At 66.3% G+C, this 22,543-nt stretch carries 18 protein-coding genes; 5 read left to right on the top strand and 13 right to left on the bottom strand.

Translation table 11 applies throughout. The features are described from left to right. The first annotated feature begins 23 nt into the window (after positions 1 to 23). The 4 genes from QGV54_RS00320 (at position 24) to QGV54_RS00305 (ending at position 4,604) form a co-directional block, all read left to right on the top strand. Positions 24 to 1,478: an NADH:flavin oxidoreductase gene (locus tag QGV54_RS00320; protein ID WP_281020033.1), complete on the top strand. Its 1,455-nt coding sequence runs from the start codon at positions 24 to 26 to the stop codon at positions 1,476 to 1,478. Next, positions 1,471 to 3,141 (top strand): benzoate-CoA ligase family protein, encoded by a 1,671-nt coding sequence (locus QGV54_RS00315; RefSeq protein ID WP_281020032.1) that lies wholly within the window; start codon positions 1,471 to 1,473, stop codon positions 3,139 to 3,141. Before QGV54_RS00320 ends, QGV54_RS00315 begins: the two co-directional genes overlap by 8 nt. Next, on the top strand, positions 3,141 to 3,530 hold the full coding sequence (locus tag QGV54_RS00310) for a cupin domain-containing protein (RefSeq protein ID WP_281018879.1): 390 nt from the start codon (positions 3,141 to 3,143) through the stop codon (positions 3,528 to 3,530). The genes QGV54_RS00315 and QGV54_RS00310 overlap by 1 nt, the downstream gene beginning before the upstream one ends. Positions 3,531 to 3,692: 162 nt before the next feature. Beyond that, positions 3,693 to 4,604 carry an SDR family oxidoreductase gene (locus QGV54_RS00305; RefSeq protein ID WP_281018880.1) on the top strand — a complete coding sequence of 304 codons (912 nt, stop codon included), beginning with the start codon at positions 3,693 to 3,695 and terminating at the stop codon, positions 4,602 to 4,604. A 24-nt stretch (positions 4,605 to 4,628) separates the two neighbouring features. Here QGV54_RS00305 and QGV54_RS00300 read toward each other — a convergent pair whose 3' ends face one another. The 13 genes from QGV54_RS00300 to QGV54_RS00240 all read right to left on the bottom strand — a co-directional run bounded on the left by QGV54_RS00300 (position 4,629) and on the right by QGV54_RS00240 (position 21,448). Then, positions 4,629 to 5,585 (bottom strand): transglutaminase family protein, encoded by a 957-nt coding sequence (locus QGV54_RS00300; protein ID WP_281018881.1) that lies wholly within the window; start codon positions 5,583 to 5,585, stop codon positions 4,629 to 4,631. Next, the gene (locus QGV54_RS00295) at positions 5,582 to 8,188 is read right to left on the bottom strand and encodes a circularly permuted type 2 ATP-grasp protein (RefSeq protein WP_281018882.1); all 2,607 of its coding nucleotides are present in this window, start codon (positions 8,186 to 8,188) and stop codon (positions 5,582 to 5,584) included. Before QGV54_RS00295 ends, QGV54_RS00300 begins: the two co-directional genes overlap by 4 nt. Positions 8,189 to 8,201: 13 nt before the next feature. Further along, positions 8,202 to 11,564 (bottom strand): transglutaminase family protein, encoded by a 3,363-nt coding sequence (locus QGV54_RS00290; protein WP_281018883.1) that lies wholly within the window; start codon positions 11,562 to 11,564, stop codon positions 8,202 to 8,204. Positions 11,565 to 11,674: 110 nt separating this feature from the next. Further along, a complete protein-coding gene (gene ychF, locus QGV54_RS00285) occupies positions 11,675 to 12,775 on the bottom strand; it encodes a redox-regulated ATPase YchF (protein WP_281018884.1) in 1,101 nt (366 codons plus the stop codon). Positions 12,776 to 12,788: 13 nt separating this feature from the next. Further along, complete coding sequence (pth, locus tag QGV54_RS00280; protein ID WP_281018885.1) at positions 12,789 to 13,382, bottom strand: aminoacyl-tRNA hydrolase; 594 nt, start codon at positions 13,380 to 13,382, stop codon at positions 12,789 to 12,791. A gap of 27 nt (positions 13,383 to 13,409) precedes the next feature. After that, on the bottom strand, positions 13,410 to 14,066 hold the full coding sequence (locus QGV54_RS00275) for a 50S ribosomal protein L25/general stress protein Ctc (RefSeq protein ID WP_281018886.1): 657 nt from the start codon (positions 14,064 to 14,066) through the stop codon (positions 13,410 to 13,412). Positions 14,067 to 14,189: 123 nt separating this feature from the next. After that, a complete protein-coding gene (locus tag QGV54_RS00270; protein WP_281018887.1) occupies positions 14,190 to 15,122 on the bottom strand; it encodes a ribose-phosphate pyrophosphokinase in 933 nt (310 codons plus the stop codon). A 114-nt stretch (positions 15,123 to 15,236) separates the two neighbouring features. Further along, positions 15,237 to 16,001, bottom strand: a complete 765-nt coding sequence (locus tag QGV54_RS00265) for a hypothetical protein (protein ID WP_281018888.1) — start codon at positions 15,999 to 16,001, stop codon at positions 15,237 to 15,239. A gap of 186 nt (positions 16,002 to 16,187) precedes the next feature. Next, positions 16,188 to 17,339 carry a Xaa-Pro peptidase family protein gene (locus tag QGV54_RS00260; RefSeq protein ID WP_281018889.1) on the bottom strand — a complete coding sequence of 384 codons (1,152 nt, stop codon included), beginning with the start codon at positions 17,337 to 17,339 and terminating at the stop codon, positions 16,188 to 16,190. A gap of 3 nt (positions 17,340 to 17,342) precedes the next feature. Next, positions 17,343 to 18,116 carry a peptidoglycan editing factor PgeF gene (pgeF, locus tag QGV54_RS00255; RefSeq protein WP_281018890.1) on the bottom strand — a complete coding sequence of 258 codons (774 nt, stop codon included), beginning with the start codon at positions 18,114 to 18,116 and terminating at the stop codon, positions 17,343 to 17,345. Next, positions 18,088 to 19,179, bottom strand: coding sequence for an SAM-dependent methyltransferase (locus tag QGV54_RS00250; protein WP_281018891.1), 1,092 nt, complete (start codon positions 19,177 to 19,179; stop codon positions 18,088 to 18,090). The genes pgeF and QGV54_RS00250 overlap by 29 nt, the downstream gene beginning before the upstream one ends. Beyond that, positions 19,176 to 19,982 (bottom strand): prolipoprotein diacylglyceryl transferase, encoded by an 807-nt coding sequence (lgt, locus tag QGV54_RS00245; RefSeq protein ID WP_281018892.1) that lies wholly within the window; start codon positions 19,980 to 19,982, stop codon positions 19,176 to 19,178. Before lgt ends, QGV54_RS00250 begins: the two co-directional genes overlap by 4 nt. A gap of 59 nt (positions 19,983 to 20,041) precedes the next feature. After that, positions 20,042 to 21,448 (bottom strand): DUF2330 domain-containing protein, encoded by a 1,407-nt coding sequence (locus tag QGV54_RS00240; RefSeq protein WP_281018893.1) that lies wholly within the window; start codon positions 21,446 to 21,448, stop codon positions 20,042 to 20,044. Positions 21,449 to 21,601: 153 nt separating this feature from the next. Here QGV54_RS00240 and QGV54_RS00235 point away from each other — a divergent pair, with 153 nt between their 5' ends. Further along, positions 21,602 to 22,531 (top strand): EamA family transporter, encoded by a 930-nt coding sequence (locus QGV54_RS00235; RefSeq protein WP_281018894.1) that lies wholly within the window; start codon positions 21,602 to 21,604, stop codon positions 22,529 to 22,531. The last annotated feature ends 12 nt before the right edge of the window (positions 22,532 to 22,543 follow it).

Below are 22,543 nucleotides of genomic sequence, written 5' to 3'. Positions count from 1 at the left end.
ACCGGAGGCAGGAGACCGAAGACATGAAGCTTCTCGAACCGCTGGACATCAACGGCATGGTGCTGCCCAACCGCATCGCGGTCCCCGCCATGGTCACCCGCCTGTCGGGGGAGGATGGGTACGTCAATGACGACATCATCGACCGCTACCGCCGCTACGCGGAGGGGGAGGTCGGGCTGATCGTGGTGGAGGCCATGGCCATCCATGGCTCCAAGTCCGGGCCGCTGCTGCGGATTTCCGACGACAGCTTCATTCCCGGCCACCGGCGGCTGGCGGAGGCGGTGCACGGCGCATCCGATTCGAAGGTCGTGCCCCAGATCATCCATTTCATGAAGGTTGCCCGCTCCGGCTGGCGCCAGAAGATCGAGGACCTGTCGGCGGAGCAGATCGAGGCGATCATCGCCGACTTCGGTGCAGCGGCAGCACGGGCGCGGGAGGCGGGATATGACGGCGTCGAACTGCATTCCGCCCATGCCTACACGCTCTCGTCCTTTCTCAGCCGCCGCAACAGCCGCAAGGACGCCTTCTCCGGCAAGACGCTGGAGGGGCGGCTGCACATGTTCGGACGGGTGATGGCGGAGGTGCGCCGCCTGGTCGGCCACGACTTCCCCGTCGGCATCCGCTTCCTGGCGGAGGAGGCGATCAAGGACGGCTACACGGTGGACGAGGCGCGACTGATCGCCCTGCGCATGGCGCAGGCCGGAGTCGACTACATCTCGCTGTCGGTCGGCGGCAAGTTCGAGGATGCGCAACCACGGGAGGGGCATCCCCTGTATCCCTACACAGGCTATTCCGGCGACCGCTGCATGCCGGGCAACTGGTATCCGGCGCTGCCCCACGCCCATCTGGCCGCCACCATCAAGCAGTTCATCAATGCCAAGGGCCACGATGTGCCGGTGATCTCCGTCGGCAAGATCTCCGACCCCGGTGACGCGGAACGGCTGCTGCAGGACGGCAAGGCCGACATCATCGGCATGGCACGGCAACTGCTGGCCGATCCGGACTGGCCGCTTAAGGTGCGCCAGTCCCGCCAGGACGCCATCGTCCACTGCATCTATTGCAACGTCTGCAAGCAACTGGACGAGAATTTCAAGGAGGTGCATTGCTTCCTCTGGCCCAAGGGTGCGCGGCAGGCCCCGGCAGACGATCCGTCCCGGCCGCTGCCGGTCTGGCCCGACGGGCACGGCGACCTGACGGCAACCATCTCGGACGGCCAGATCCAGCTTGCCTGGCCGAAGGTGCCAGGCGTGATCGGCTATGACGTCTATCGCGCGACCGATGGCGAGGTGGCGGAGGTCGTCGAGGCCGTGAAGTCGAACAAGTACAGCGACCGCACGGTGCTGGGCGGCCTGCGCTACGACTATTTCGTCCGCCCCTTCGATGCCAGCGGCACCGCTGGTCCACCATCGCGACAGGTTTCAGTCGACATGCCGATGCCGGAGGGGCTGGCCACGATGCTGGAGGCTGCCGATGCCTGATGCGCGCTCCCCCTCAGCCGCTGCGCCGGGGGGACCCAGCGCGCATGAGGATGATTTCGCCGCACGGATGCTGCCCCCGAAGGACCAGTGGCCCGAGATGTCGTTCGACAGCCTGCCCGGGCTTGCCGCGATCCCTGACCGGGTGAACTGCGGCGCGGTGCTGCTGGATGGCGGCGCGGCCCGGTTCGGCGACAGACCCGCCTGCCTGTATCGCGATCACGTCTGGACCTATGCGGACCTGAAACGGCAGGCCGACCGGCTGGCGCATGTGCTGGTCGACGACCTGGGCGTCCGGCCCGGCAACCGGGTGCTGATCCGTGGCGGCAACACCCCCATGTTCGTCGCCTGCTGGTTCGCGGTGATCAAGGCCGGGGCCATTGCGGTCGCCACCATGCCGCTGCTGCGCTGGCGGGAACTGGCCTACATGATCGACCGGGCGGAGATCACGGTGGCGCTGTGCGACCGGCGGCTGGCCGACGAGATGGCGCGGGCGCAGGCGGAGAGCCATCATCTGAAACATGTCCGCCACTATGCCGGTGACATGTCGGCACCGGATGAACTGGAACAGGCGGCGGCCACCAGACCGGATGCGTTTCAGGCGGTCGATACGGCGGCGGATGATGTCTGCCTGATCGCCTTCACCTCCGGCACCACCGGCCAGCCCAAGGGGTGCATGCATTTCCACCGCGACGTGCTGGCGATCAATGCCACCTTTGCCGATCTGGTGCTGAAACCCGGCCCGGACGACATCTTCACCGGCAGCCCGCCCATCGCCTTCACCTTCGGGCTGGGGGCGCTGGTGACCTTTCCCATGTCGGCGGGCGCAGCGACCCTGTTCAGTGAACAGTTCACCCCGGAAAGCACGCTGCAGGCCATTCAGGACCATCGCGTCACCACCCTGTTCACCGCACCGACGGCCTATCGCGCCATGACAGGGCTGGTGGAAGGTTTCGACCTGTCGAGCCTGCACACCTGCGTCAGCGCAGGGGAAACCCTGCCTGCCCCGGTCTGGCAGGGCTGGCACGATGCGACGGGCATCCGCACCATCGACGGGCTGGGATCGACGGAGATGCTGCACATCTTCATCGCCGAGAAGGCAGAGAACATGCGTGCCGGGGTGACCGGACGACCGATCCCGGGCTATGAGGCCAGGGTCGTCGATGACGACGGCAATGAATGCCCGCCCGGCACCGTCGGTCATCTGGCGGTCAGGGGACCGACCGGTGTGCGCTACCTCGACAATCCGGAACGGCAGGCCGCCTATGCGCGCGACGGCTGGAACCGCACGGGCGACAGCTACATGGTCGATCAGGAAGGCTGGTTTCACTATGCCGCGCGCACCGACGACATGATCATCTCCGCCGGCTACAACATCTCCGGGCCGGAGGTGGAGGCGATCCTGCTGACCCATCCGGCCGTCGCGGAATGCGCCGTCATCGGGGCGCCTGACCCGGACAGGGGCCAGATCGTGAAGGCCTTCGTCGTGGCCCGGGATACGGCAGCCGCCGGGCCGGAACTGGCCCGGGCGCTGCAGGACCATGTGAAGGCGGAGATTGCCCCCTACAAGTATCCGCGCGCGGTTGAATTCGTCGCCGAACTGCCCAAGACTCAGACCGGCAAGGTGCAGCGGTTCCAGCTGCGCAAGGATGAGGACGCGAAGTGATGGCAACACCGGTGAACATCAGCCAGGCCCTGGCAGGCCGCCCCTTCTTCAAGGGTCGCACGGCGGAGAATGACGACAAGGCAGAGTCCGCCTTCGCCCGACTGGGTGCCATCAACAACGGCCAGATCTTTGCCGGCAGCTATCAGGGCTACACGGCCTGGGAACGGCATGGCAATGGCGACGAACTGGTGCAGGTCATCGACGGCATGACGGAGATCACCATCCTGACCGACGATGGTCCCGAAACGCATGAGCTGACTGCCGGATCGTTCATTGTCGTGCCGCAGGGTCTCTGGCACCGTTTCAACACACCGGACGGTGTCACGGTCATGACAGCGACACCGATGCCGACCGATCACAGCAACGCCGACGATCCACGGGTCGGCTGACGGCAGTTTCATCAAGGCCCGTCATCTGACGGGCGCGCACCGGCCCTCTCCCCCACCCGGCCACCCATAAGGATAATCCCGTGGGTGGCCGGGTGGGGGAGAGGGCCGGTGCAGCACTCGAACGGATCAACGATCCATGAATTCCTGGGGAGGACACGAGGAATGACTGATATCCGCTATGACGGCCGTGTTGCCATTGTCACCGGCGCGGGCGCGGGCCTGGGCCGCAGCCACGCCCTCTTCCTGGCCAGTCGGGGCGCGAAGGTCGTGGTCAACGACCTCGGCGGCAGCGTCGACGGCACCGGCGGTTCCGGCAAGGCTGCCGACGACGTGGTGGCGGAGATCAAGGCGGCGGGCGGCGAGGCGGTTGCCAACTACGACGCGGTCGGCACGCCGGAAACGGGCAAGTCCATCGTCCAGACGGCACTGGATACCTGGGGACAGGTCGACATCCTGATCAACAATGCCGGTATCCTGCGCGACAAGTCCTTCGCCAAGGTCGATGCCCCCGACTTCCAGGCCGTCATCGACGTGCATCTGATGGGCGCGGTCTGGTGCACCCATGCCGCCTGGCCGGTGATGCAGGAACGCGGCTACGGGCGTGTGGTGATGACCACCTCCGCCGCCGGTCTGTTCGGCAACTTTGGCCAGGCCAACTATGGCGCGGCGAAGCTGGGCATGGTCGGGCTGATGAATGCCCTGAAGCAGGAAGGCCGCAAGAGCAACATCACCGTCCATACGGTCGCCCCGATCGCGGGCACCCGCATGACCAAGGGGATCGTGCCCGATCAGGTGTTCGAGGCACTGAAACCCGAACTGATCACCCCCGTCATCGGCTGGTTCGTGGCGGAGGAGAACGAGGAAACCGGCCACATCATCGAATGTGGCGCAGGCTATTACAGCAAGGTGGAAATGGTGGAGGGACAGGGACACCACTTCGGTCCGTCCGCCGCTGTCACCCCCGAAGACCTGAAGGCAAACTGGGGCAAGATCACCGACATGAGCGGTGCACGGCCGTTTCCGTCCGCGATGGAAGCCATCGGCGCGGTCTTCGCGGGCCTGCCGTCGGCGTGATCTGACGCGAAGGGGCCGCGCCTTTCAGGCGACCCGGTCGGGCCGGTTGGAACTGGCCTCGCCGGATGCGGCATGCGCGGCCCCGGCGATCTCCGCCTCCGGGATCACATCGACCTCGACCTTCAGGTCGTGCTCGCCACCGCCGGTGATCACGCCCTTGACCGGCACCACGTCCCGGAAGTCGCGTCCCCAGGCCACCGTTATGTGTCCCTGCCCGGCAGGCACCCCGTTGGTCGGGTCGAGATCGACCCAGCCCCAGCCAGGCACATGCAGACGGACCCAGGCGTGGGACTGGTCGGCGCCGACCAGACGCGCCTGCCCCTTCGGCGGTTCCGTCACCAGGTAACCGGAGACATAGCCCGCAGGCAGACCCATGCAGCGGAAGGCCGCGATCAGCAGCCGCGCGAAGTCCTGGCAGACACCCCGGCGGGTCCTGAGCACTGTCGACAGCGGCGTCGAGATGGTCGTCGTGCCCGGCGCATAGGCAAAGTCGCGGAACATGCGCTGCGTCAGATCCAGTCCCGCCGCCAGCACCGGGCGGCCAGCGGGAAAGGACGGGGCGGCATAGTCCCGGATCGCGGCGGCCAGCCACTGCGGCTCGACACGCGCTGAATAGGCATGCAGCAGATGATGTTCCGCGTCGAGACCGGTCGGCATGCTCTCCGGCACGGCATCCCATGCGGGCGTCCCGTCAGGGTCGGGCACGGACGGTGGCAGGACCGCGACACGGCTTGTCGATGTCACCTCGAACCGCTTGTGCGGGGTGTCGATGTCGAAGTTCTGCACGATGTTGCCGAAGATGTCGGTACGCGATGAAGGCGCCACCGCCGGGCTCGGCAGGATCAGTATGCTGCTTTCCAGGCATCGCTGGTTCAGCGTATCGCGCGGCGTCAGGTGCAGCAGGTTCTGCGAGACCAGAACCTGGCTGCCGTATCTGTAGGCCGTCCGATGCCGGATCCGGTAGAGCAATTCCTCTGTCATGGCTCATCTTCATCCGTATCGGGTGAATCGTCATCCGTATCCTCATCGGGATCCGTATCGAAACCACCAATGGCAATCTGCGCGCCACGACCGGCAACATGACTGAAGTAGCGCTGGGAGATGGCATTGCCCAACGCGTAGAGCTGTGACTGCAGATATTCGACCAGCTGTTCCAGCAGCGGCCAGCTGCCGTCCGGATGCCAGGTCCCCAACTGGTTGATATCCGCAGTACGAACGGCGGAGAACGCAGCGATCGCCAGACGCTGATCCTCGCCCAGCAGGGGGCCGCGCAGCCGTGACAGGGCCTCCACGTGGTCGCGCATCTTCTCCAGCTGGTGCGCCAGCGACCGGGGACTCTCCAGGTCGGCGACCAGCAGGTCGAGCACCGGCAGCAATTCCGGCTCCGACAGGTAGCGGGCGCGGTAGGTGACGGCGCAGTCACTGATGTCCAGCAGGGCATTAAGCACCAGCGCATTGTCACCATCCTGGCGCAGCAAGGTCGCGGCAATCAGATCCACGCTCTGCTGCGCACGCTCCAGCCATCGTCCCAGATCATGGAACCGCCAGCCATAGCCCCGGCTCATGGTGTCGTTCAGCGCACCGCCGAGCGCCCGCAACGCATAGATGATGTCGTCGAGACGGGGCAGCAGCAGGTTCTGTCGTCCCGGTGCCCGCTCCGCGGCCTGCAGGGCCTGACGCACCCGGTCCACCGCCAGCCAGCTGTCCTGGGACAGCCGGTCCCGCAGGTTTCCGGCATTGCGGTAGAGCTGTTCGATGCTGTTGTGCAGACCGGTCGGCACGTCGGGGCTGAAGGCCCGCTCACCGGCCATGGTCAGCAGCTTGCGGGCATCCGCAGGACCGGCATCAGGGGCCAGATGCCCCGCCAGCAACCCCTGCAGCACCGCCTTCTCGGCCTCGGTGGCCTGCGGCAGCAGCCTTTCGTCGATACAGGTCAGCGCGCCACGCAACCGCAGTGCCTGGGCCTCTGCCCGCTGCTGGTAGCGGCCCAGCCAGAACACACTGTCCGCCGTGCGCGACGGCAGGTTGCCATCGGAGCGACGGATCTCGGTGACTTCCCGGTGCGTGCCGCCGTCCCCTTCGGCCGTGGCCGGGACGCTGTTGCCGCCCAGAACCCAGACATCCTTGGATCCGCCACCCTGCTGCATGGAGACGACGCGACCGCGCCTGTCCGGCGCGACCCGGACCATGCCCCCCGGCATGACCGACCAGCCTCCACGGCGGTTGCGGCAAAGCATGACGCGCAGCATGGCCGAACGGGGCTCAAGACCATGGCTGGACCAGGTTGGTGCCGTGGAAAGTCCCACGTACTCCTGCCCGATGTGGCGATCCGGCCGGCTGCGGATCCGTTCCGCGATGGTCTGCCGTCCGGCGGGCGTGATGGTCTGTCCGAAGACCGGTTCCCCCCTGTCGGCGGGAAAAGCGGGCTTGACCACCAGCCGGTCAAGCTGTGCCAGCACCTGCTCGCGCTCAATGGGCTGACCACACCACCAGGTCGCCACGGAGGGCATCTTCAGCTCCTCCCCCAGCAGGCGCTGGCAGAGGCCCGGCAGGAAAGGCATCAGTCCCGGCGATTCGACCACGCCCGATCCCAGCGAGTTGACCACGGTGACATTGCCCTGCCGCGCGGCGGAGACCAATCCGGCGAACCCGAGCGTGGAATCGCCGCGCAGCTCCAGCGGATCACACCAGGCCGTGTCGGTGCGGCGCAGGATGACATCGACGGACTGCAGCCCGTCCAGGGTCTTCAGATAGACATGGCCGCCACGGACCGTCAGATCATCCGCCTCCGCCAGGGTGCAGCCCAGGTGGCGCGCCATGAAGGCATGTTCGAAATAGGCTTCGTTGCGGAATCCGGGTGTCAGCAGCACGATGCGCGGTTCCGCCTTGCCGCCGGGCGCAATCGCATGCAGCCCGGCCCGCATGTCACGATAGAAGGCTCTGACATGACGGACACCGACGGAGCGCAGCAATTCCGGGAAGACCCGCTCCAGAATCTGCCGGTTCGCCAGCGCGTAGCCGAAGCCGGACGGGGCTTCCGTCCGGTCCATCATCACCCGCCAGTGGCCGTCAGGTGCCCGGGCCAGATCGGCGCCATAGAGGTGCAGGCAGGGGCGCGCGGCCATTGCCGGATCAATGCAGGACATGAAATGGCCCGGATGCCCCGTGATCAGGGAGGCCGGCAGATGATTGTCCCGCAGCAATTGCTGATTGCCCAGAAGGTCACGCAGCACCAGGTCCAGCAGATTGGCCCGTTGCGTCAGCGCGGTCGCAAGCGTGGTCCATTCCTGCGCCGTGACCACCATGGGCACAGGGTCCAGACGCCAGGCAGGGGCATCCCTGTCGGTGTCCGAGTACACATTGTAGGTGACGCCCTGTTCGCGCAGCGCCTGCTGGCCCTGCTGCCAGCGGCGGACCCATTCATCAGTGCTCAGTCCGGCCAGGAAGTCGGAGATCTCGCCCCAGCCCGACCGGACATCACCGTCGGGTGAGACCAGTTCGTCGAACACGCCCTCCGCCGGGCTGTAGCCAAGCCCGAGCGGTCCTGACAGCCAGTCGTGCATGGCGCTGGAACTGTCACTCATGGCCGTGCGCCCCTCACGCAGGCATGACAGGGGCGCGCAGATCCAGCGTATGCGGGAATCGCGGGTTCCGTTCCCTGACCGGCACACCGACCGGACCCGGCGAATGTCCACGGGGTTCGAACCGCGACAGGCGCCTGCCCTCGGCCTCTTCCCCGTTCACCGGCGACACCTCGTAGTTCCGCCCGCCGGGATGCACCACGTGATAGCGGCAACCGCCGATCGACCGCCCCGACCAGGTATCGATCACGTCGAAGACCAGCGGGCTGTGAATGTCGATCATCGGATGCAGCGCGCTGTAGGGTGCCCAGGCCTTGTAGCGGACACCCGCAACCCAGGTCCCTGCATGGGACGTTGCCGCCAGCGGCACATGCCGTCCGTTGCAGGCAACCAGATAGCGTTCCGGATCGGAAAGGCCGGAGATCTGCACCTGCACACGTTCGAGCGACGAATCGACATAGCGCGCGGTACCGCTGCTGCCGGACTCCTCCCCCAGCACATGCCAGGGTTCCAGGGCGTTGCGGATCTCGATTTCCATGCCGTGAACCGTCGCCTCGCCCATGCGCGGGAAGCGGAACTCGAACTGCGCACGGTACCAGTCCGGATCAAAGGCCAGTCCGGCCTCCTGCATCTCGGCGATCACCTGCTCGAAGTCCTGCCAGGCGTAGTAGGGCAGCATGTGGCGATCACGCAGCGCATCACCATGACGGACAAGCGGGCGGGTATAGGGCTGCTTCCAGAACCGCGCGATCAGACCGCGCAGCAGAAGCTGCTGCGCCAGCGACATTTCCGCATGGGGCGGCATCTCGAAGGCGCGGAACTCCACCAGGCCAAGGCGGCCGGTCGGGCCGCTGGGGGAATAGAGCTTGTCGATGCAGATCTCGGAGCGGTGCGTATTGCCTGTCAGGTCGACCAGCAGGTTGCGCAACATCCGGTCAACGGTCCAGGGCCGCACGTCCTCGCCCTGCTTCGGCAGTTGCGACAGCGCGATCTCCAGCTCATAGAGCGTGTCGTCGCGGGCCTCGTCCACCCGTGGCGCCTGACTGGTCGGGCCGATGAACATGCCGGAGAACAGGTAGCTCAGGCTCGGATGATTCTGCCAGTAGCGGATCAGCGAACCCAGCAGGTCCGGCCGCCGCAGGAACGGGCTGTCCGCAGGGGTCGCGCCACCGACAACGATGTGGTTGCCGCCGCCGGTGCCCACATGCCGGCCATCGACCATGAACTTCTCGGTGCCCAGACGGGTCTGGCGCGCATCGTCGTAGAGCCCCCTGGTGATGTCACGCAGCATGGCCCAGTCGGTTGCGGGGTGCACGTTCACCTCGATCACCCCCGGATCCGGCGTGACCCGGATGACACTCAGGCGCGGATCCGGCGGAGGCTCGTAGCCTTCGATGTGGATCGGCATGTTCATTGTCGCGGCGGCATCTTCCGCCGCGGCGATCAGTTCCAGATAGTCCTCCGCACATACAGTCGGCGGCAGGAACAGGTTCAGCCTGCCCGCGCGCGGTTCGACCACCAGCGCCGTGCGCACGAGATCGCTGACAGCGCCGCGCGGCGCGGCCTTCGCGGCCTTCGCGGGCTTGGCGGTTGCCCCCGTCCCGGTGCCACTGGCGGCACCCGTACCGGATACTGAAACCACAGGTCCCGCCGCAGCGCCGAAGCGTGCGGACAGTTCGGCCGGATCGGGCAGCGGTCCCTCGATCGAATAGGGATCGACCGGTGTCGTGCTGGGGTATTTCTCGGGCGGCAGATACGGCAGGGCCGAAAGCGGCAGGCGGAAGCCCACCGGCGAGTCCCCGGGCAGCAGGAACATGTACCCCGCCTTGAACTCCCACGGGCCGGTGATCCAGTGCTCACCCGCCGCGTCATGCCCGCGCATCACCGGCAGGACATAGCCCTTCGGCTTGTCGAGGCCGCGACGCAGTACGTCGGCCAGCCGCTTGCGGTCCTGATCCTTGGCAAATGCCGGATCGTCCGGGCTGAGGTTCACAGGCAGCTGCTGCTCGGCCTTCAGGTGCGCCAGCGGATCCTCATAGGCCGGGATGACATACTGCCGGTCGACCTGAAGCCGGTCGCACAGCAGGTGCGTGAAGGTCTCGGCATCGGCGGTGGTCGGCGCGTAATCCTTGTCCTCGCTGGCGATCAGGTCCGCACGGTTCCAGAGCGGCAGCCCGTCGTTGCGCCAGAACAGGCCAAAGGCCCAGCGCGGCAGCGGCTCCCCCGGATACTGCTTGCCCTGCCCGAAGGTGAGCAACCCGTCCGGCGCGAAGCGCTTGCGAATGCGCTTGATCAGGTCGAAGGCCAGTTTCCGCTTGGTCGGTCCCAGCGCATCGATGTTCCATTCGGCGCCATCCATGTCGTCGATGGAGACGAACGTCGGCTCGCCCCCCATCGTCAGACGGACGTCGCCTTCCTGAAGCTGCTGCTCGATCTCCTGCCCCAGCGCATCGACCTTGTCCCAGGCATCTTCGGAGAACGGCCTTGTGACACGGCGCGATTCATAGATCCGGTCCACCCGCATCTCGTGCGAGAAATCGACCTTCGCCGGCCCGACAAGTCCGGAAATCGGTGCGGCGCTGGTGGGCTGCGGCGCGCAGGCGAGCGGGATATGGCCCTCCCCCGCCAGCAGGCCGGATGTGGCATCCAGACCGATCCAGCCCGCGCCGGGCAGATATACCTCGGCCCAGGCATGCAGATCGGTGAAATCGGACTCAGGCCCGGTCGGCCCCTCAAGCGGCTTCTGGTCCGGCTGCAGCTGGATCAGGTAGCCGGAGGCGAAACGGGCCGCCAGACCGACATTGCGCAGCACCTGCACCATCAGCCATGCCGTGTCACGGCAGGATCCCTTGGCCAGGCCCAGGGTTTCCTCGGGCGTCTGCACGCCCGGTTCCATGCGGACGACATAGCCGATCATCTTTTCCAGGTTCTGGTTCAGCGTGAACAGGAAATCGACCGTGCGGCGCGGGGTGCGGTCAATGCCGTCGAGCAGCGCCTGCAGCAGGGGGCCGACCGGCTCCGGATCCAGATAGGGTTCGAGAGAAACCGCCTCGTCCGGCTCATAGCTGAACGGGAACTCCTCAGCATATTCCTCCACGAAGAAATCGAACGGATTGAGCACCGCCATCTCGGCAACCAGATCGACCTCGACGTGGAAATGGTCCACGGGATCGGGGAACACGACGCGGGCCATGTAGTTGCCCAGCGGGTCCTGCTGCCAGTTGATGAAATGGTTCTCCGGCGAGATGCGGAGCGAATAGCTCAGAATATTGGTCCGCGTATGGGCCGCGGGGCGGAGCCGGATCGTCTGGGGTGAAAGCGTGACCTTGCGGTCATAGTCATAGATCGTCTTGTGATTGAGTGCCGCATGAATCGGCATTCATTTGCTCCAGCAACAATTTAAGGGATGCACGTCGGTCAGTGCATTGCACTGCACAATACCGACGCGACCGGGGGGGAGCAAGGACAGCGAAATCCGCTGGTCCGGCCTCAGGTATTGAAGCGGAAGTGCAGCACATCCCCGTCGCGCACGGTGTAGTCGCGCCCTTCCAGGCGCATCTTGCCAGCGTCCTTGGCGGCCTGTTCACCGCCCAGGGTGACGTAGTCGTCATAGGCGGTGGTCTCGGCGCGGATGAAGCCCTTCTCGAAATCCGTGTGGATCACACCGGCGGCCTGGGGTGCCAGGGCGCCTGACTTCACGGTCCAGGCACGGGCTTCCTTCGGGCCGACGGTGAAGAAGGTCAGCAGGCCCAGCAGGTCGTATCCGGCGCGGATGATGCGGTCCAGACCGGCATGCTCCAGGCCGATCTCGGACAGGAACATCTCCCGTTCCTCCCGGTCGGTCAGCTGGGCAATCTCCTCCTCGATCCGGGCGGAGACAACCAGTGATCCGGCCCCCTGCGCCGTGGCCATCGCCTCGACCCGGGCCGTATGTTCGTTGCCGGTTCCGGCATCGGCCTCTGCCACGTTGCAGACATAGAGGATCGGTTTCGACGTCAGCAGCTGCAGCGCCCGGAAGCGCGGCCGGTCGTCATCATGCACATCCAGCATCCGCGCCGGCTTGCCATCCCGCAGCAGCTCCAGCGCCCCTGCCATCAGTTCCACATCGGCCTTCAGCGACTTGTCGCCGGAGCGGAAGCGCTTCTCCAGCGGTGTGTAGCGCTTCTCCAGGCTGTCCAGGTCGGCGATCATCAGTTCGGTCTCGACCGTTTCCGCATCCGCCACCGGATCGATGCGCCCGTCCACATGGGTGATGTCATCATCCTCGAAGCAGCGCAGCACATGGACGATGGCGTCCACTTCGCGGATGTGGCTGAGGAACTGGTTGCCCAGCCCTTCCCCCTTGGAGGCGCCGCGCACCAGCCCGGCAATGTCCACGAAGGTGAGCTGGGTCGGAATCAGTTCCTTCGAACCGGCCAGTTCGGCCAGCTTCGACAGGCGCGGATCCGGCACCCCGACCTGACCGAGGTTCGGCTCGATGGTGCAGAACGGATAGTTCGCCGCCTGGGCCGACGCGGTCTGCGTCAGGGCGTTGAAAAGGGTGGACTTGCCGACGTTGGGCAGACCGACGATCCCGCATTTGAAACCCATCTGCGGTTCCTCCTCACTCAGGCGATTTTTCAGGCTTTGGCGCCGGACACTTCAGCGCCACCTCGTTCAGGAATCCCGGCGGGTCTCCGGCACAGAGCTTTGGGGCCGCGCCGGCAACCGCATCGACCAGGTCATCGACATAGGCCCGTTCCGCCTTGCTGAAATCCGAAAGCACATAGTGGCTCACCAGATCCTTGTGGCCCGGATGGCCGATCCCCAGCCGGACCCGCTGGAAGTCCGGCCCCATGTGCCCGGCGATGGAGCGGATGCCATTGTTGCCGGCATGACCGCCGCCGACCTTCACCCGCACCCTGCCGAAAGCCAGATCCAGCTCGTCATGAAACACGGTGATCCGGTCAAGACCGAGCTGGAAGAAGCGGGCCGCTTCCTGCACCGACCGGCCGGACTCGTTCATGTAGGTGGTCGGGCGCAGCAGGATGAGCTTGTCGGAGCCGAGGCGAACTTCCGCCACGTCTCCCTGGAACTTGCTGCGCCAGGGAGAGGCGCGGTGCACCTCGGCCAGCCGGGTGATGGCCATGAAACCGATATTGTGGCGATTCCCGGCATAGCGTGCGCCGGGATTGCCGAGACCAACGAAGAGACGCATGTCGAAACCTCCCTGCGGAGGCGGCGATCAATCCTCCGCCTTTTCCTCGTCCGCGCCGGCTTCTTCCTCATCACCGTCTTCAGCCTCGGCCTCGGCTTCCGCAGCTTCGTCCACGACAGCCGAGGAACCGGTGATCGTCGCGATCGTGAAGTCACGATCCGTGATCGTCGCTTCCACATCGCCCGGCAGCTTGACGTCGCTGATCTTCAGCGAGTCACCGATGTCCGTGCCCGCGAGATCGATCTCGATGAACTCGGGGATATGGTCGTTGGGGCAGAGCAGCTCGACCTCATGGCGGACGATGTTCAGCACACCGCCGCGCTTCAGGCCTGCGCTCGATTCCTCGTTCGCGAAGTGCACCGGCACCATGACCGCGATCTTGGCGTCATCCGCCAGACGCAGGAAATCAACGTGCATCGGATCATCGCTGACCGGATGAAGCTGCACGTCGCGCGGCAGGCAACGCTGCTTGCGGCCATTCAGCTCAAGCTCGTACACGCGGCCCATGAAGCCACCGCGGTTGAGTTCCTTGACCACGACACGACGGTCCACGGCCACCAGGGCCGGTTCGCGGTCATTGCCATAGACGACACCCGGAACCATGCCCGACTTCCGAAGCGCCCTTACGCCTCCGGTTGTCGTGCGTTCACGTGCGCTGACTTCGATCACATCCGTATCCGACATCGTCTCAACTCCTTGTAGCGCCTGGCCCTTGGCATCTCGCCGGTGCCGTTGCGCCATGCCGGTCAGGGGCCCTTGCCCGCAACCGCTTCATTCCCTGGTCTGCAGGCCGTGGCCTGCACAAATTCAGTCAAACAGGCTCGACACCGAGGTCTCGGTGGAGATGCGCTTGATCGCCTCCGCCAGCAGGGACCCGATCGGAACCTGCCGGATCTTCGGCTCGTTCTCGACCTCGTCCGTTGCCCGGATCGAGTCAGTCACCACCAGCGACTCAAGCGACGAGTCGGACACACGCTTGACCGCGCCGCCCGACAGTACGCCGTGAGACACATAGGCGGACACCGACAGGGCACCCCGTTCGAGCAATGCTGTCGCCGCGTTGCAGAGCGTGCCCGCACTGTCGACGATGTCGTCAACAAGAATGCAGTGACGCCCGTCAACATCGCCGATGACGTTCATCACTTCAGACACACCCGCCTGTTCGCGGCGCTTATCCACGATGGCGAGGTCCGCGTCAAGGCGCTTGGCGAAGTAGCGCGCGCGAACCACACCGCCCACATCCGGCGAAACCACCATCAGGTCCCGGTCGCCCAGATTATCCTTGATGTCGCTGACCAGCGCAGGTCCGCCATAGAGGTTGTCGGTCGGGATATCGAAGAAGCCCTGGATCTGTCCGGCGTGAAGATCGACGGTCAGAACCCTGTCCGCACCCGCCTTCTCGATCAGGTTCGCCACCAGCCTGGCGGAAATCGGTGTCCGCGGCCCCGGTTTCCGGTCCTGCCGGGCGTACCCGAAGTAGGGCAGGACAGCAGTGATGCGGCGCGCCGAGGCCCGACGCAGCGCGTCGATGCAGATCAGCAGTTCCATCAGGTGATCGTTGGCCGGGAACGACGTGGACTGAACGACGAAGGCGTCCTCCCCCCGCACGTTCTCGTGGATCTCCACATACACTTCCTCATCCGCAAAACGCTTCACGGATGCATTCGTCAGACGGACGCCCAGATAATCGGCAATCTGGGCGGCCAGGGCAGGGTTGCTGTTCCCGGCGAGAACCTTCATGGGGCTGTTCGTCAATCTGTGGCAAAGCGGGCGGTGGCGGAAGCGGGACGTTTATCAGTCCGCCCCGGAACTGTCCATCAGCCATGACAGAATTCTGACATGGCGGGACTGCTGTCACCCCCGGTCGGCGGCCAGTGCCTCCAGGATACGTGCCAGGTCCGGGGCCGCCGCGCCGGCAGCCAGGTCCGCAATATCGCCCCAGCGGCGGTTCAGACGGCCGGCAGGTACGGTATTCTGCTGCTCCAGCCGTCCCCGCTCCCGCCCTGTGGCATCCCGCACCAGCCAGAGCAATGTCACCCGGTCACTGGTCCCGTCAGCCGGGGCGACCACGACATGCAGTTCCAGCGTGGCGCGGGTCGCGTCGGAGGTCGGTCCCAGCGTCAGCCCCTGCTTCGCCAGCGCCGCCCTGATGGCTGTGTCCAGCACCCGGTTGCCGTCACCCGGCGCGCCGGAGATGCCGGCCAGCGCGATCCGCGCCGGGGGCGGCACGGCCTCGGCCACGGGCAGGTCCCCGTTCACCAGGCGCACCAGATGCGCCGCCACTGTCACGGCCAGGTCCCGGATCGCGATGGGACGGGCCGCCGTCCAGTCCGCCGCCACCACCCGCTCCACGTGGTCCAGACCATCCGTCGCCGCACCGGTTGGATCCAGCAGGGTCCAGCGGAACGCCAGCGTCGTGTCCGCCCCGTTCCCCCGCAGCCGCTGAACCTCGCCCGCGAGCTGATAGCGATTCGGGATACGCGCGGTCGTCGCGGCGATCTCCGCCTTCTGCAATTCGATCACCACCCGCTTGGTCAGCGCATCCAGAGGCCCCGCTTCCTTGCCCTGAAGCGGCAGTACGACCAGCGCGATGCTCGGGCCGGGGGCGCGGGCGACCACTGCCGTCTTCTGCCCCGATGGCCGAAAGGGCTGCGGCACCTGCCCGCATGCCGCCACCAGCACCGTCAGGAGCAGCAGAAGGGCTGCGGACCGATGTCCGATGGACTCAGAAAAGGACACAGCTCGCCATCGAGACCAGCAGGAAGAAGAAGATCATCATGATCAGCCAGGGCATCGCGCCTTGTCCTATCGGGTTACAAGGTCGAGCGGCAGGCGGCTCAGCACCTCCGACCCGTTCGCGGTCACCAGCGATGTCCGGCCCAGGGTCATCGCCGTGCCGCTGTCGCTGTCCATCAGGATCATGTGCAGGAAGAACACCATCCCCGACGCGATCTCCACCGGATTGTCCGCATAGAACATCGGCCAGTCCATCCAGTTCGGCGCGAAGGTGGTGCCAAGACAATAGCCACAGGCGTTCATCCGGTGTGCCGTCAGACCGGCGTCATCGAAGACCCGGGCGTGGGCCGCGAAGACATCCCCCATGGTCGATCCCGGTTTCAGCGCGGCCTCGCAGGCCAGCAGGGCATCGACGGCACGGGCATGCATGTCGGTATGGGCCGGACGGGGCGCCCCTATGGGCACGGTCCGCATCAGCGCGGCGTGGTAGCGCCGGTAGGCACCTGCCCATTCCAGGGTCAGCTGATCCTCCACATCCAGAGTGCGCCGTCCGGTGAAATAGCGGCAGAGCAGCGCGCCCTCGCCGGAGCCGATGATGAATTCGTTGCCGGAATAGTCGCCATCGCCGCGAAACACGGCCCCCTGCATCGCGGCCAGGATATCGCCCTCGAACGCGCCCGCGCGGGTCTCGGCAATGCCCGCGTCCCAGGCGTCATCGCCCAGTTCCGCTGCCCGCCGGACATAGTCGATCTCCGCCGCACTCTTGACCAGCCGCAGCCGGCTCACCAGCAGCGACGCGTCGGACATGGCGCAGAACCCCTCCAGCGCGCGATCCAGGCGGCGCAGGTTGTGTCCGGTCAGACCATAGGCGTCCAGTTCGACCCCGACGCGGGCACCGTCCAGCCCCAGGTCCGCCATCATCTCGCACAGGCTGTCGGCAGGATTCACGCCTTCGCGGTCTTCCCAGACCCGGATGTCGGCAATGTCGGACGTATGCCGGGCCTGGCGCAGGTCCGGCGCACGGGTCAGCAGCGCGGTGCGCCCGTCCGCCGTCAGGACCAGACACTGGAAGAAGACATAGCCGAAGGTGTCGTAACCGGTCAGGTAGTACATGCTCTCCTGCCGGAACATCAGCAGGGCATCCATCCCCTGCTTCCGCAGCACGGCGCAGGCGCGGTCGCGGCGGTCAGCCATCTCCTCGGCGGCAAAATGCAGGGGCATGTCTCAGGTCTCCTTCAGCATGATGGCGCTGATCAGGCGGCCATAGTCGGGCTCACCCCGATGCACGGATCGGCGGTAACTGTAGAACAGTTCATGTTCCGGATATGTGTCACGCGCCAGATCATGGAAGCGCGCCACGCCCGCCACCTCCGCCCGGCGGCGGATGAACCCCGGCAGATCGAAGAACGGTCGCGGTGCATCATCGGGCTGGCGGAAATACCGCGCATTCTCCACGTCCATCGCCAGGAAGCGGTCGCGGAACTCCGGCCCGACCTCGTAGGACGCCTGCGCCAGGGTCGGACCGAGCGTCACGCTGATCCTGTCGCGGCGGGCGCCGAGCACCTCCATCGCCGTCACCGTTGCCTCCAGGACCCCGTCCAGCGCACCCTTCCAGCCGGAATGGGCGGCCCCGACGACCTGTGCCTCGGCATCCGCGAACAGCAGCGGCCCGCAGTCGGCGGACAGCACGCCCAGCGCCAGACCCGGCATCCGGGTCACCATCGCATCCGCCTTCGGCCGTGGCCCGTCGAAGCGGCCGGTCACCGTCACCACGTCCGGGCTGTGATGCTGATGCACGGTCAGCAGGTGCCGCGCACCGATATGGCGGCGCACCAGATCGCGGTTGATGGTGACCGCCATCGGATCGTCGGTGGATCCGGGACCACAGTTCAGGCCGGCGTGAATCTTCCGGGAAACCCCGCCCTTGCGGGTGAAGAAACCATGCGCGATGCCGGGCAGACCGGTCAGGTCAGGGCTGGAAAGCGTCGTCAGGCACATAGGCTGTCGGGGTGTCCATGTTCGGGGATGTCAGGCAGAGCGCCTTGAACAGCGTACCCATCCGGTCCGGGTCCGTCAGCCGGTGATAGGCGCCGACCAGCGCATCCCGGGTCGGTGGATCGGCCTTTGCCACCAGTTGCGCCAGTCTCGGCTCCACGCCCAGCCGCCGCAGCAGGTCGCGCTGGCTGATCGGACCGAAGGCCTTGGCACCGCCATGAATCGCGGCGCGGGCCATGGCCGCAAAGTCCACATGCGCTGTCAGATCGGCACTGCCGATGTCGGCGAGGATCGGGTGAAACGCGTGGCGGCGCACGGCCTGCAGGGTATCCCCGGCCGCCGTCTCGCCATGGCCGTAGTCGATGAACAGGGCTGCGCCGCCCTGAACCGCCAGCCGGGTGCCGATGGCCTCCACCAGCCGCCGCCCCTCCTCCGAGACCTCGAAGGTCTCCGCGTCCTTCAGCACTGGCATGTCTTCCGGCGCTTCGAAGACCAGGGGCTCATCCACAAAGACGAGCCTGCCATCGCTGACGCCGACGCAACGCTCCTTCAGTTCACCGTCCTGCATGGTGATCTGCCGGATCGGCAGGGCGTCCAGCAGTTCGTTGCCGATCAGCAGCAGCGGACCGTCGGGCAGCTTGCCCACACGGTCGGCGAAACTGATCTGATGCCCGGCCAGCCGCTCCGCCTGCACCGCCTGCAGGCGCGGGCTGGCCTCCACCAGGCAGACCGTTCCGGTGGCCAGCATCTGCGGCGCGGCGCGGCGAATGGCCCTGAGCGCATCGGCCATCAGGGTGCCGCGCCCCGGTCCGATCTCCGCCAGCACGATATTCTCCGGCGCGCCCATGCGTTGCCACATGTCCGCTGCCCAGAGCCCGAGCAGCTCACCGAACATCTGGCTGATCTCCGGCGCGGTGATGAAGTCCCCGGCGACGCCGAACGGCTCCGATGTCGTGTAGTAGCCATGGGCAGGATCGAACAGGGCACGCCGCATGAAACGGTCGAGCGGCAGCGGCCCGTCCGCCGTGATCTCCGCGATCAGTGCCTCTTCCAGCGCCGTGCTCATGAACGTGCCCCCCCGGACTGCCGTGTCGCCTGCCAGACGAAGTAGAGGCCGATCAGGATCATGGGAAGGGAAAGCTGCTGCCCGCGCGACAGCAGACCGAACAGGGGCTCCAGCCCCGCATCCCACTGCCGGAAGAACTCGACGATGAACCGGGCCAGGCCGTATCCGGCGATGAAGGTGCCCATCACCAGGCCGGGCCGTTCCAGCGCATGGAACCGGCGGATCAGGACCTGCGCCACGATGAACAGCACCAGTCCCTCCAGCAGCGCCTCGTAGAGCTGGCTCGGGTGGCGGGGCTGGTCATCGGCACGGGGAAACACCATGGCCCAGGGCACGTCACCGGGACGGCCCCAGAGTTCCCCGTTGATGAAGTTGGCGATACGGCCAAAGAACAGGCCGACGGGCGCCACCGCCCCCAGCATGTCACCGAAGGCCAGCCGTGACAGGCCGCGCGCGCGACAGAACAGCAGCGCCGCCACGATGACCCCCAGCAGCCCGCCATGGAACGACATGCCGCCGGTCCAGACCTGCGGAATCTCTGACAGGTTCTCGAGGAAATAGCCCGGGCGGTAGAACAGGACATAGCCCAGCCGCCCACCGAGCAGGACCCCCAGCGTGGCCCAGGCCAGAAAGGCATCCGCATCATCGCGGGTCAGCGGAGAATCGGGTCGGGCAGCCAGTTGCATCGCCAGCCGCCAGCCGAGGATCAGTCCCGCGACATAGGCCAGCGCATACCAGCGGATGGCCACCGGCCCGAACTCGACCAGCACCGGGTCGATGGTGGGAAAGGGAATTGCGTACATGCGGCTGGTCTACAGCGGAAAGTGCAGCAGCGAAACAGCGCTGTCAGGCAACTCGCACGCTATTCGGCCCGCTGCCAGATATCGTTCCACCACTTCGTGGCGGGCTTTTCCGGGATCGACATCTGGTCGCGGATCCCGTCGATCGGCCAGCCGGTGAGGCTGGCCAGCCGTTGTGCCTCCTGCTCCATGCGGTGCGGCAGGGTCTGGCGATAGAGGTCCGCCGCCGGGCAGGTGGCCTCCCCGTTCCAGGGATGACGGATGACATAGCGGGTCTGGAAGTTCTCCGCATTGTCCGTCAGGCGGAACATGAGATCATGCGGATGGCTGGTCGCGTCATAGCGCAGATGCAGACGGGTGACGAAGGCATCCACCGGCCCGGGACCGGGCCGGGGCATGATGCGGGTGCCGGGGCGCGGCTGCGGCACCGTGCCGGGCAAAGGCGTCGGGGTGACATCGGGGGCCACCCACCAGGCGCCCAGCGTGCGCAGTTCGGCGCGCGACAGCGGGTCGGCGGCGCAGGGATCGCACCAGCTCATGTTCCAGGCATATTCCAGGAATGCCACGCCGGGTTCACGGCGCACCTGTTCCGCGAACAGCGCCGTGTAGACGTCGCCGAATTTCTCCCGCACATGCACCGGCAGTTCGTCGCCGCTCGGCATCTTCACGGTGCGATAGTTGGCCGTCTCCACCCGCCCCCCCTGGGTCACCGTGAAGACGAACAGTTCCTGCTGCCCGTCAGCATTCAGCATGCCCATGCGGATCGGCAGCATGAAGTCCGGACTCTCGAACGCGATCTGCAGCGGACGCAGATAGCTGCGGCCGGAGCGCGCCTTCTCCCCGAGATTGACCTTGGCCACGAAGAACTTCATGCCCATGGCGATATAGTCGCCCAGCACCTTGTCCGCGGCCTCCGACACGCCGTAGCCATTCTCCCGCAGCCAGGTGCCAAGCCCGCCGGACTGTTCCGCCGACAGGATCTGGATGTCATATTCGCCGACGGTATATTCCGCCTCCACCGTCACGCCCAGGGCCTTGTTGCGCGCCGCCGCACCCTCTGCATCCTCGACCCGTGCCGACTGCATGGCCAGCGCCCTGAACCGGCGCTGCAGGCAGGGATCCTCATCGAAATACTCGACCAGGCGCGGCGCGGTGAAGGCATCCAGATGGTCGACCAGCGCCGGTTCCGCCACATTGATCTGGTCCCGGCCCAGTACCGACGGCGTCGGGATGACAATGGCAAACTCCGACGGGTCACCCCGGTAGTCATTGGCCATGGTGATCACCGTCCGGTCCAGATTGCGCGCCAGCACGACCTTGGACGCCTTGTTGAACAGGTCGCTGCCGCCTTTCGCGACATAGTAGCCGCAGAAGGCGGATGCCGGTGCGGCGGCAGCCAGCAGCAGGCCTGTCAGCAAGGCCAGCAGACGCAGGTTCAGGCCGGGGACGGACCGGGGACGTGGACGCATTGCTCGTACTCCATCAAATCATCTGCGCATCATGCTGCCCGCCGTGTATGACGACAATGGGGCAGGTGTGCCCCGACAGTTCGGCCCTTGTCGAAGCATTTCCAGGCATGCCTGCCCTAGCCTGAGAGTCCCGTTCCTGCCGGAGTCCGCATCGTGATCCGACCTGCCCCGCGCCTGACGACCGAACTGCTGTGCCTTGCCCTGCTGGCGACACTGTGGGGATCGTCCTACCTGTTCCTGAAGGTGGCGGTGACCGAGATTCCGCCGATCACCCTGATCGCCGTCCGCGTCTCCATTGCCGCCGCCTTCCTGATGGTGGTGATCACCGTGCGGCGGGAAAGGCTGCCCCGCGATCCGCTGACCTGGCGGCGCCTGCTGGTGCAGTCCTTCTTCAACAGCATCGGGGCCTGGCTGCTGGTCGCCTGGGGGCAGCAATATGTGGACAGCGCGCTCGCCAGCGTCCTGAACTCCACCTCCCCCATCTTCGTCTTCCTGATGACGGTGCTGTTCACGCGCCACGAATCGACCAGCCTGATCCGGCTTGGCGGCGCGATGCTGGGCATCCTCGGCGTTGCCCTGATCATCGGTGTCGATGCGCTGCAGGGCCTGGGGCAGCAGGTTGCGGGGCAGCTCGCAGCCGTTGCCGGTGCGGTGCTCTATGGCGTGGCGGCGATCTACGGCCAGCGCCGGTTCGGACATCTGAGCGCACCGGTCACCGCCGCCGGGACCATGCTCTGGGCCAGCGCGGTGCTGGTGCCGCTCAGCCTGCTGATCGACCGGCCCTGGGACCTGCGCCCCTCCCCCCAGGCAATGGCGGCGGCAGGGATGCTGGGGCTGTTCTGCACCGGCATCGCGCTGCTGCTCTATTTCCGGCTGCTGCGCACGCTGGGCAGTCTCGGCACCGCCAGCCAGGCCTATCTGCGCGCCGGGATCGGGGTCGGTCTGGGCATGATCTTCCTGGGGGAGACAATGTCGCTGACCGTCGGTTTCGGCCTGATCGCGGCAATCCTGGGGGTCGCCATGATCAACCTGCCGCCATCGCTGTTCGCGCGACCGTTCTTCAGGCGCCGCCGCTTGCCGTGACCGGGAAGGGGA

Source organism: Minwuia sp. IMCC3060, from assembly GCF_029909435.1.
Classification (GTDB): domain Bacteria; phylum Pseudomonadota; class Alphaproteobacteria; order Minwuiales; family Minwuiaceae; genus Minwuia.
The sequence above is the reverse complement of the archived record's forward strand: the minus strand, read 5'-3'. Positions and strand labels throughout refer to the sequence as shown.

Excerpts from the sequence above, each read along its gene's own strand:
- QGV54_RS00240 (WP_281018893.1), bottom strand. The coding sequence starts at position 21,448 with ATGCGTCCACGTCCCCGGTCCGTCCCCGGCCTGAACCTGCGTCTGCTG.
- QGV54_RS00310 (WP_281018879.1), top strand. The coding sequence starts at position 3,141 with ATGGCAACACCGGTGAACATCAGCCAGGCCCTGGCAGGCCGCCCCTTC.
- pgeF (WP_281018890.1), bottom strand. The coding sequence starts at position 18,116 with ATGTGCCTGACGACGCTTTCCAGCCCTGACCTGACCGGTCTGCCCGGC.
- QGV54_RS00315 (WP_281020032.1), top strand. The coding sequence starts at position 1,471 with ATGCCTGATGCGCGCTCCCCCTCAGCCGCTGCGCCGGGGGGACCCAGC.
- pth (WP_281018885.1), bottom strand. The coding sequence starts at position 13,382 with ATGCGTCTCTTCGTTGGTCTCGGCAATCCCGGCGCACGCTATGCCGGG.
- QGV54_RS00270 (WP_281018887.1), bottom strand. The coding sequence starts at position 15,122 with ATGAAGGTTCTCGCCGGGAACAGCAACCCTGCCCTGGCCGCCCAGATT.
- QGV54_RS00275 (WP_281018886.1), bottom strand. The coding sequence starts at position 14,066 with ATGTCGGATACGGATGTGATCGAAGTCAGCGCACGTGAACGCACGACA.
- QGV54_RS00260 (WP_281018889.1), bottom strand. The coding sequence starts at position 17,339 with ATGCCCCTGCATTTTGCCGCCGAGGAGATGGCTGACCGCCGCGACCGC.
- ychF (WP_281018884.1), bottom strand. The coding sequence starts at position 12,775 with ATGGGTTTCAAATGCGGGATCGTCGGTCTGCCCAACGTCGGCAAGTCC.
- QGV54_RS00320 (WP_281020033.1), top strand. The coding sequence starts at position 24 with ATGAAGCTTCTCGAACCGCTGGACATCAACGGCATGGTGCTGCCCAAC.
- QGV54_RS00295 (WP_281018882.1), bottom strand. The coding sequence starts at position 8,188 with ATGAGTGACAGTTCCAGCGCCATGCACGACTGGCTGTCAGGACCGCTC.
- QGV54_RS00250 (WP_281018891.1), bottom strand. The coding sequence starts at position 19,179 with ATGAGCACGGCGCTGGAAGAGGCACTGATCGCGGAGATCACGGCGGAC.
- lgt (WP_281018892.1), bottom strand. The coding sequence starts at position 19,982 with ATGTACGCAATTCCCTTTCCCACCATCGACCCGGTGCTGGTCGAGTTC.
- QGV54_RS00300 (WP_281018881.1), bottom strand. The coding sequence starts at position 5,585 with ATGACAGAGGAATTGCTCTACCGGATCCGGCATCGGACGGCCTACAGA.
- QGV54_RS00290 (WP_281018883.1), bottom strand. The coding sequence starts at position 11,564 with ATGCCGATTCATGCGGCACTCAATCACAAGACGATCTATGACTATGAC.
- QGV54_RS00305 (WP_281018880.1), top strand. The coding sequence starts at position 3,693 with ATGACTGATATCCGCTATGACGGCCGTGTTGCCATTGTCACCGGCGCG.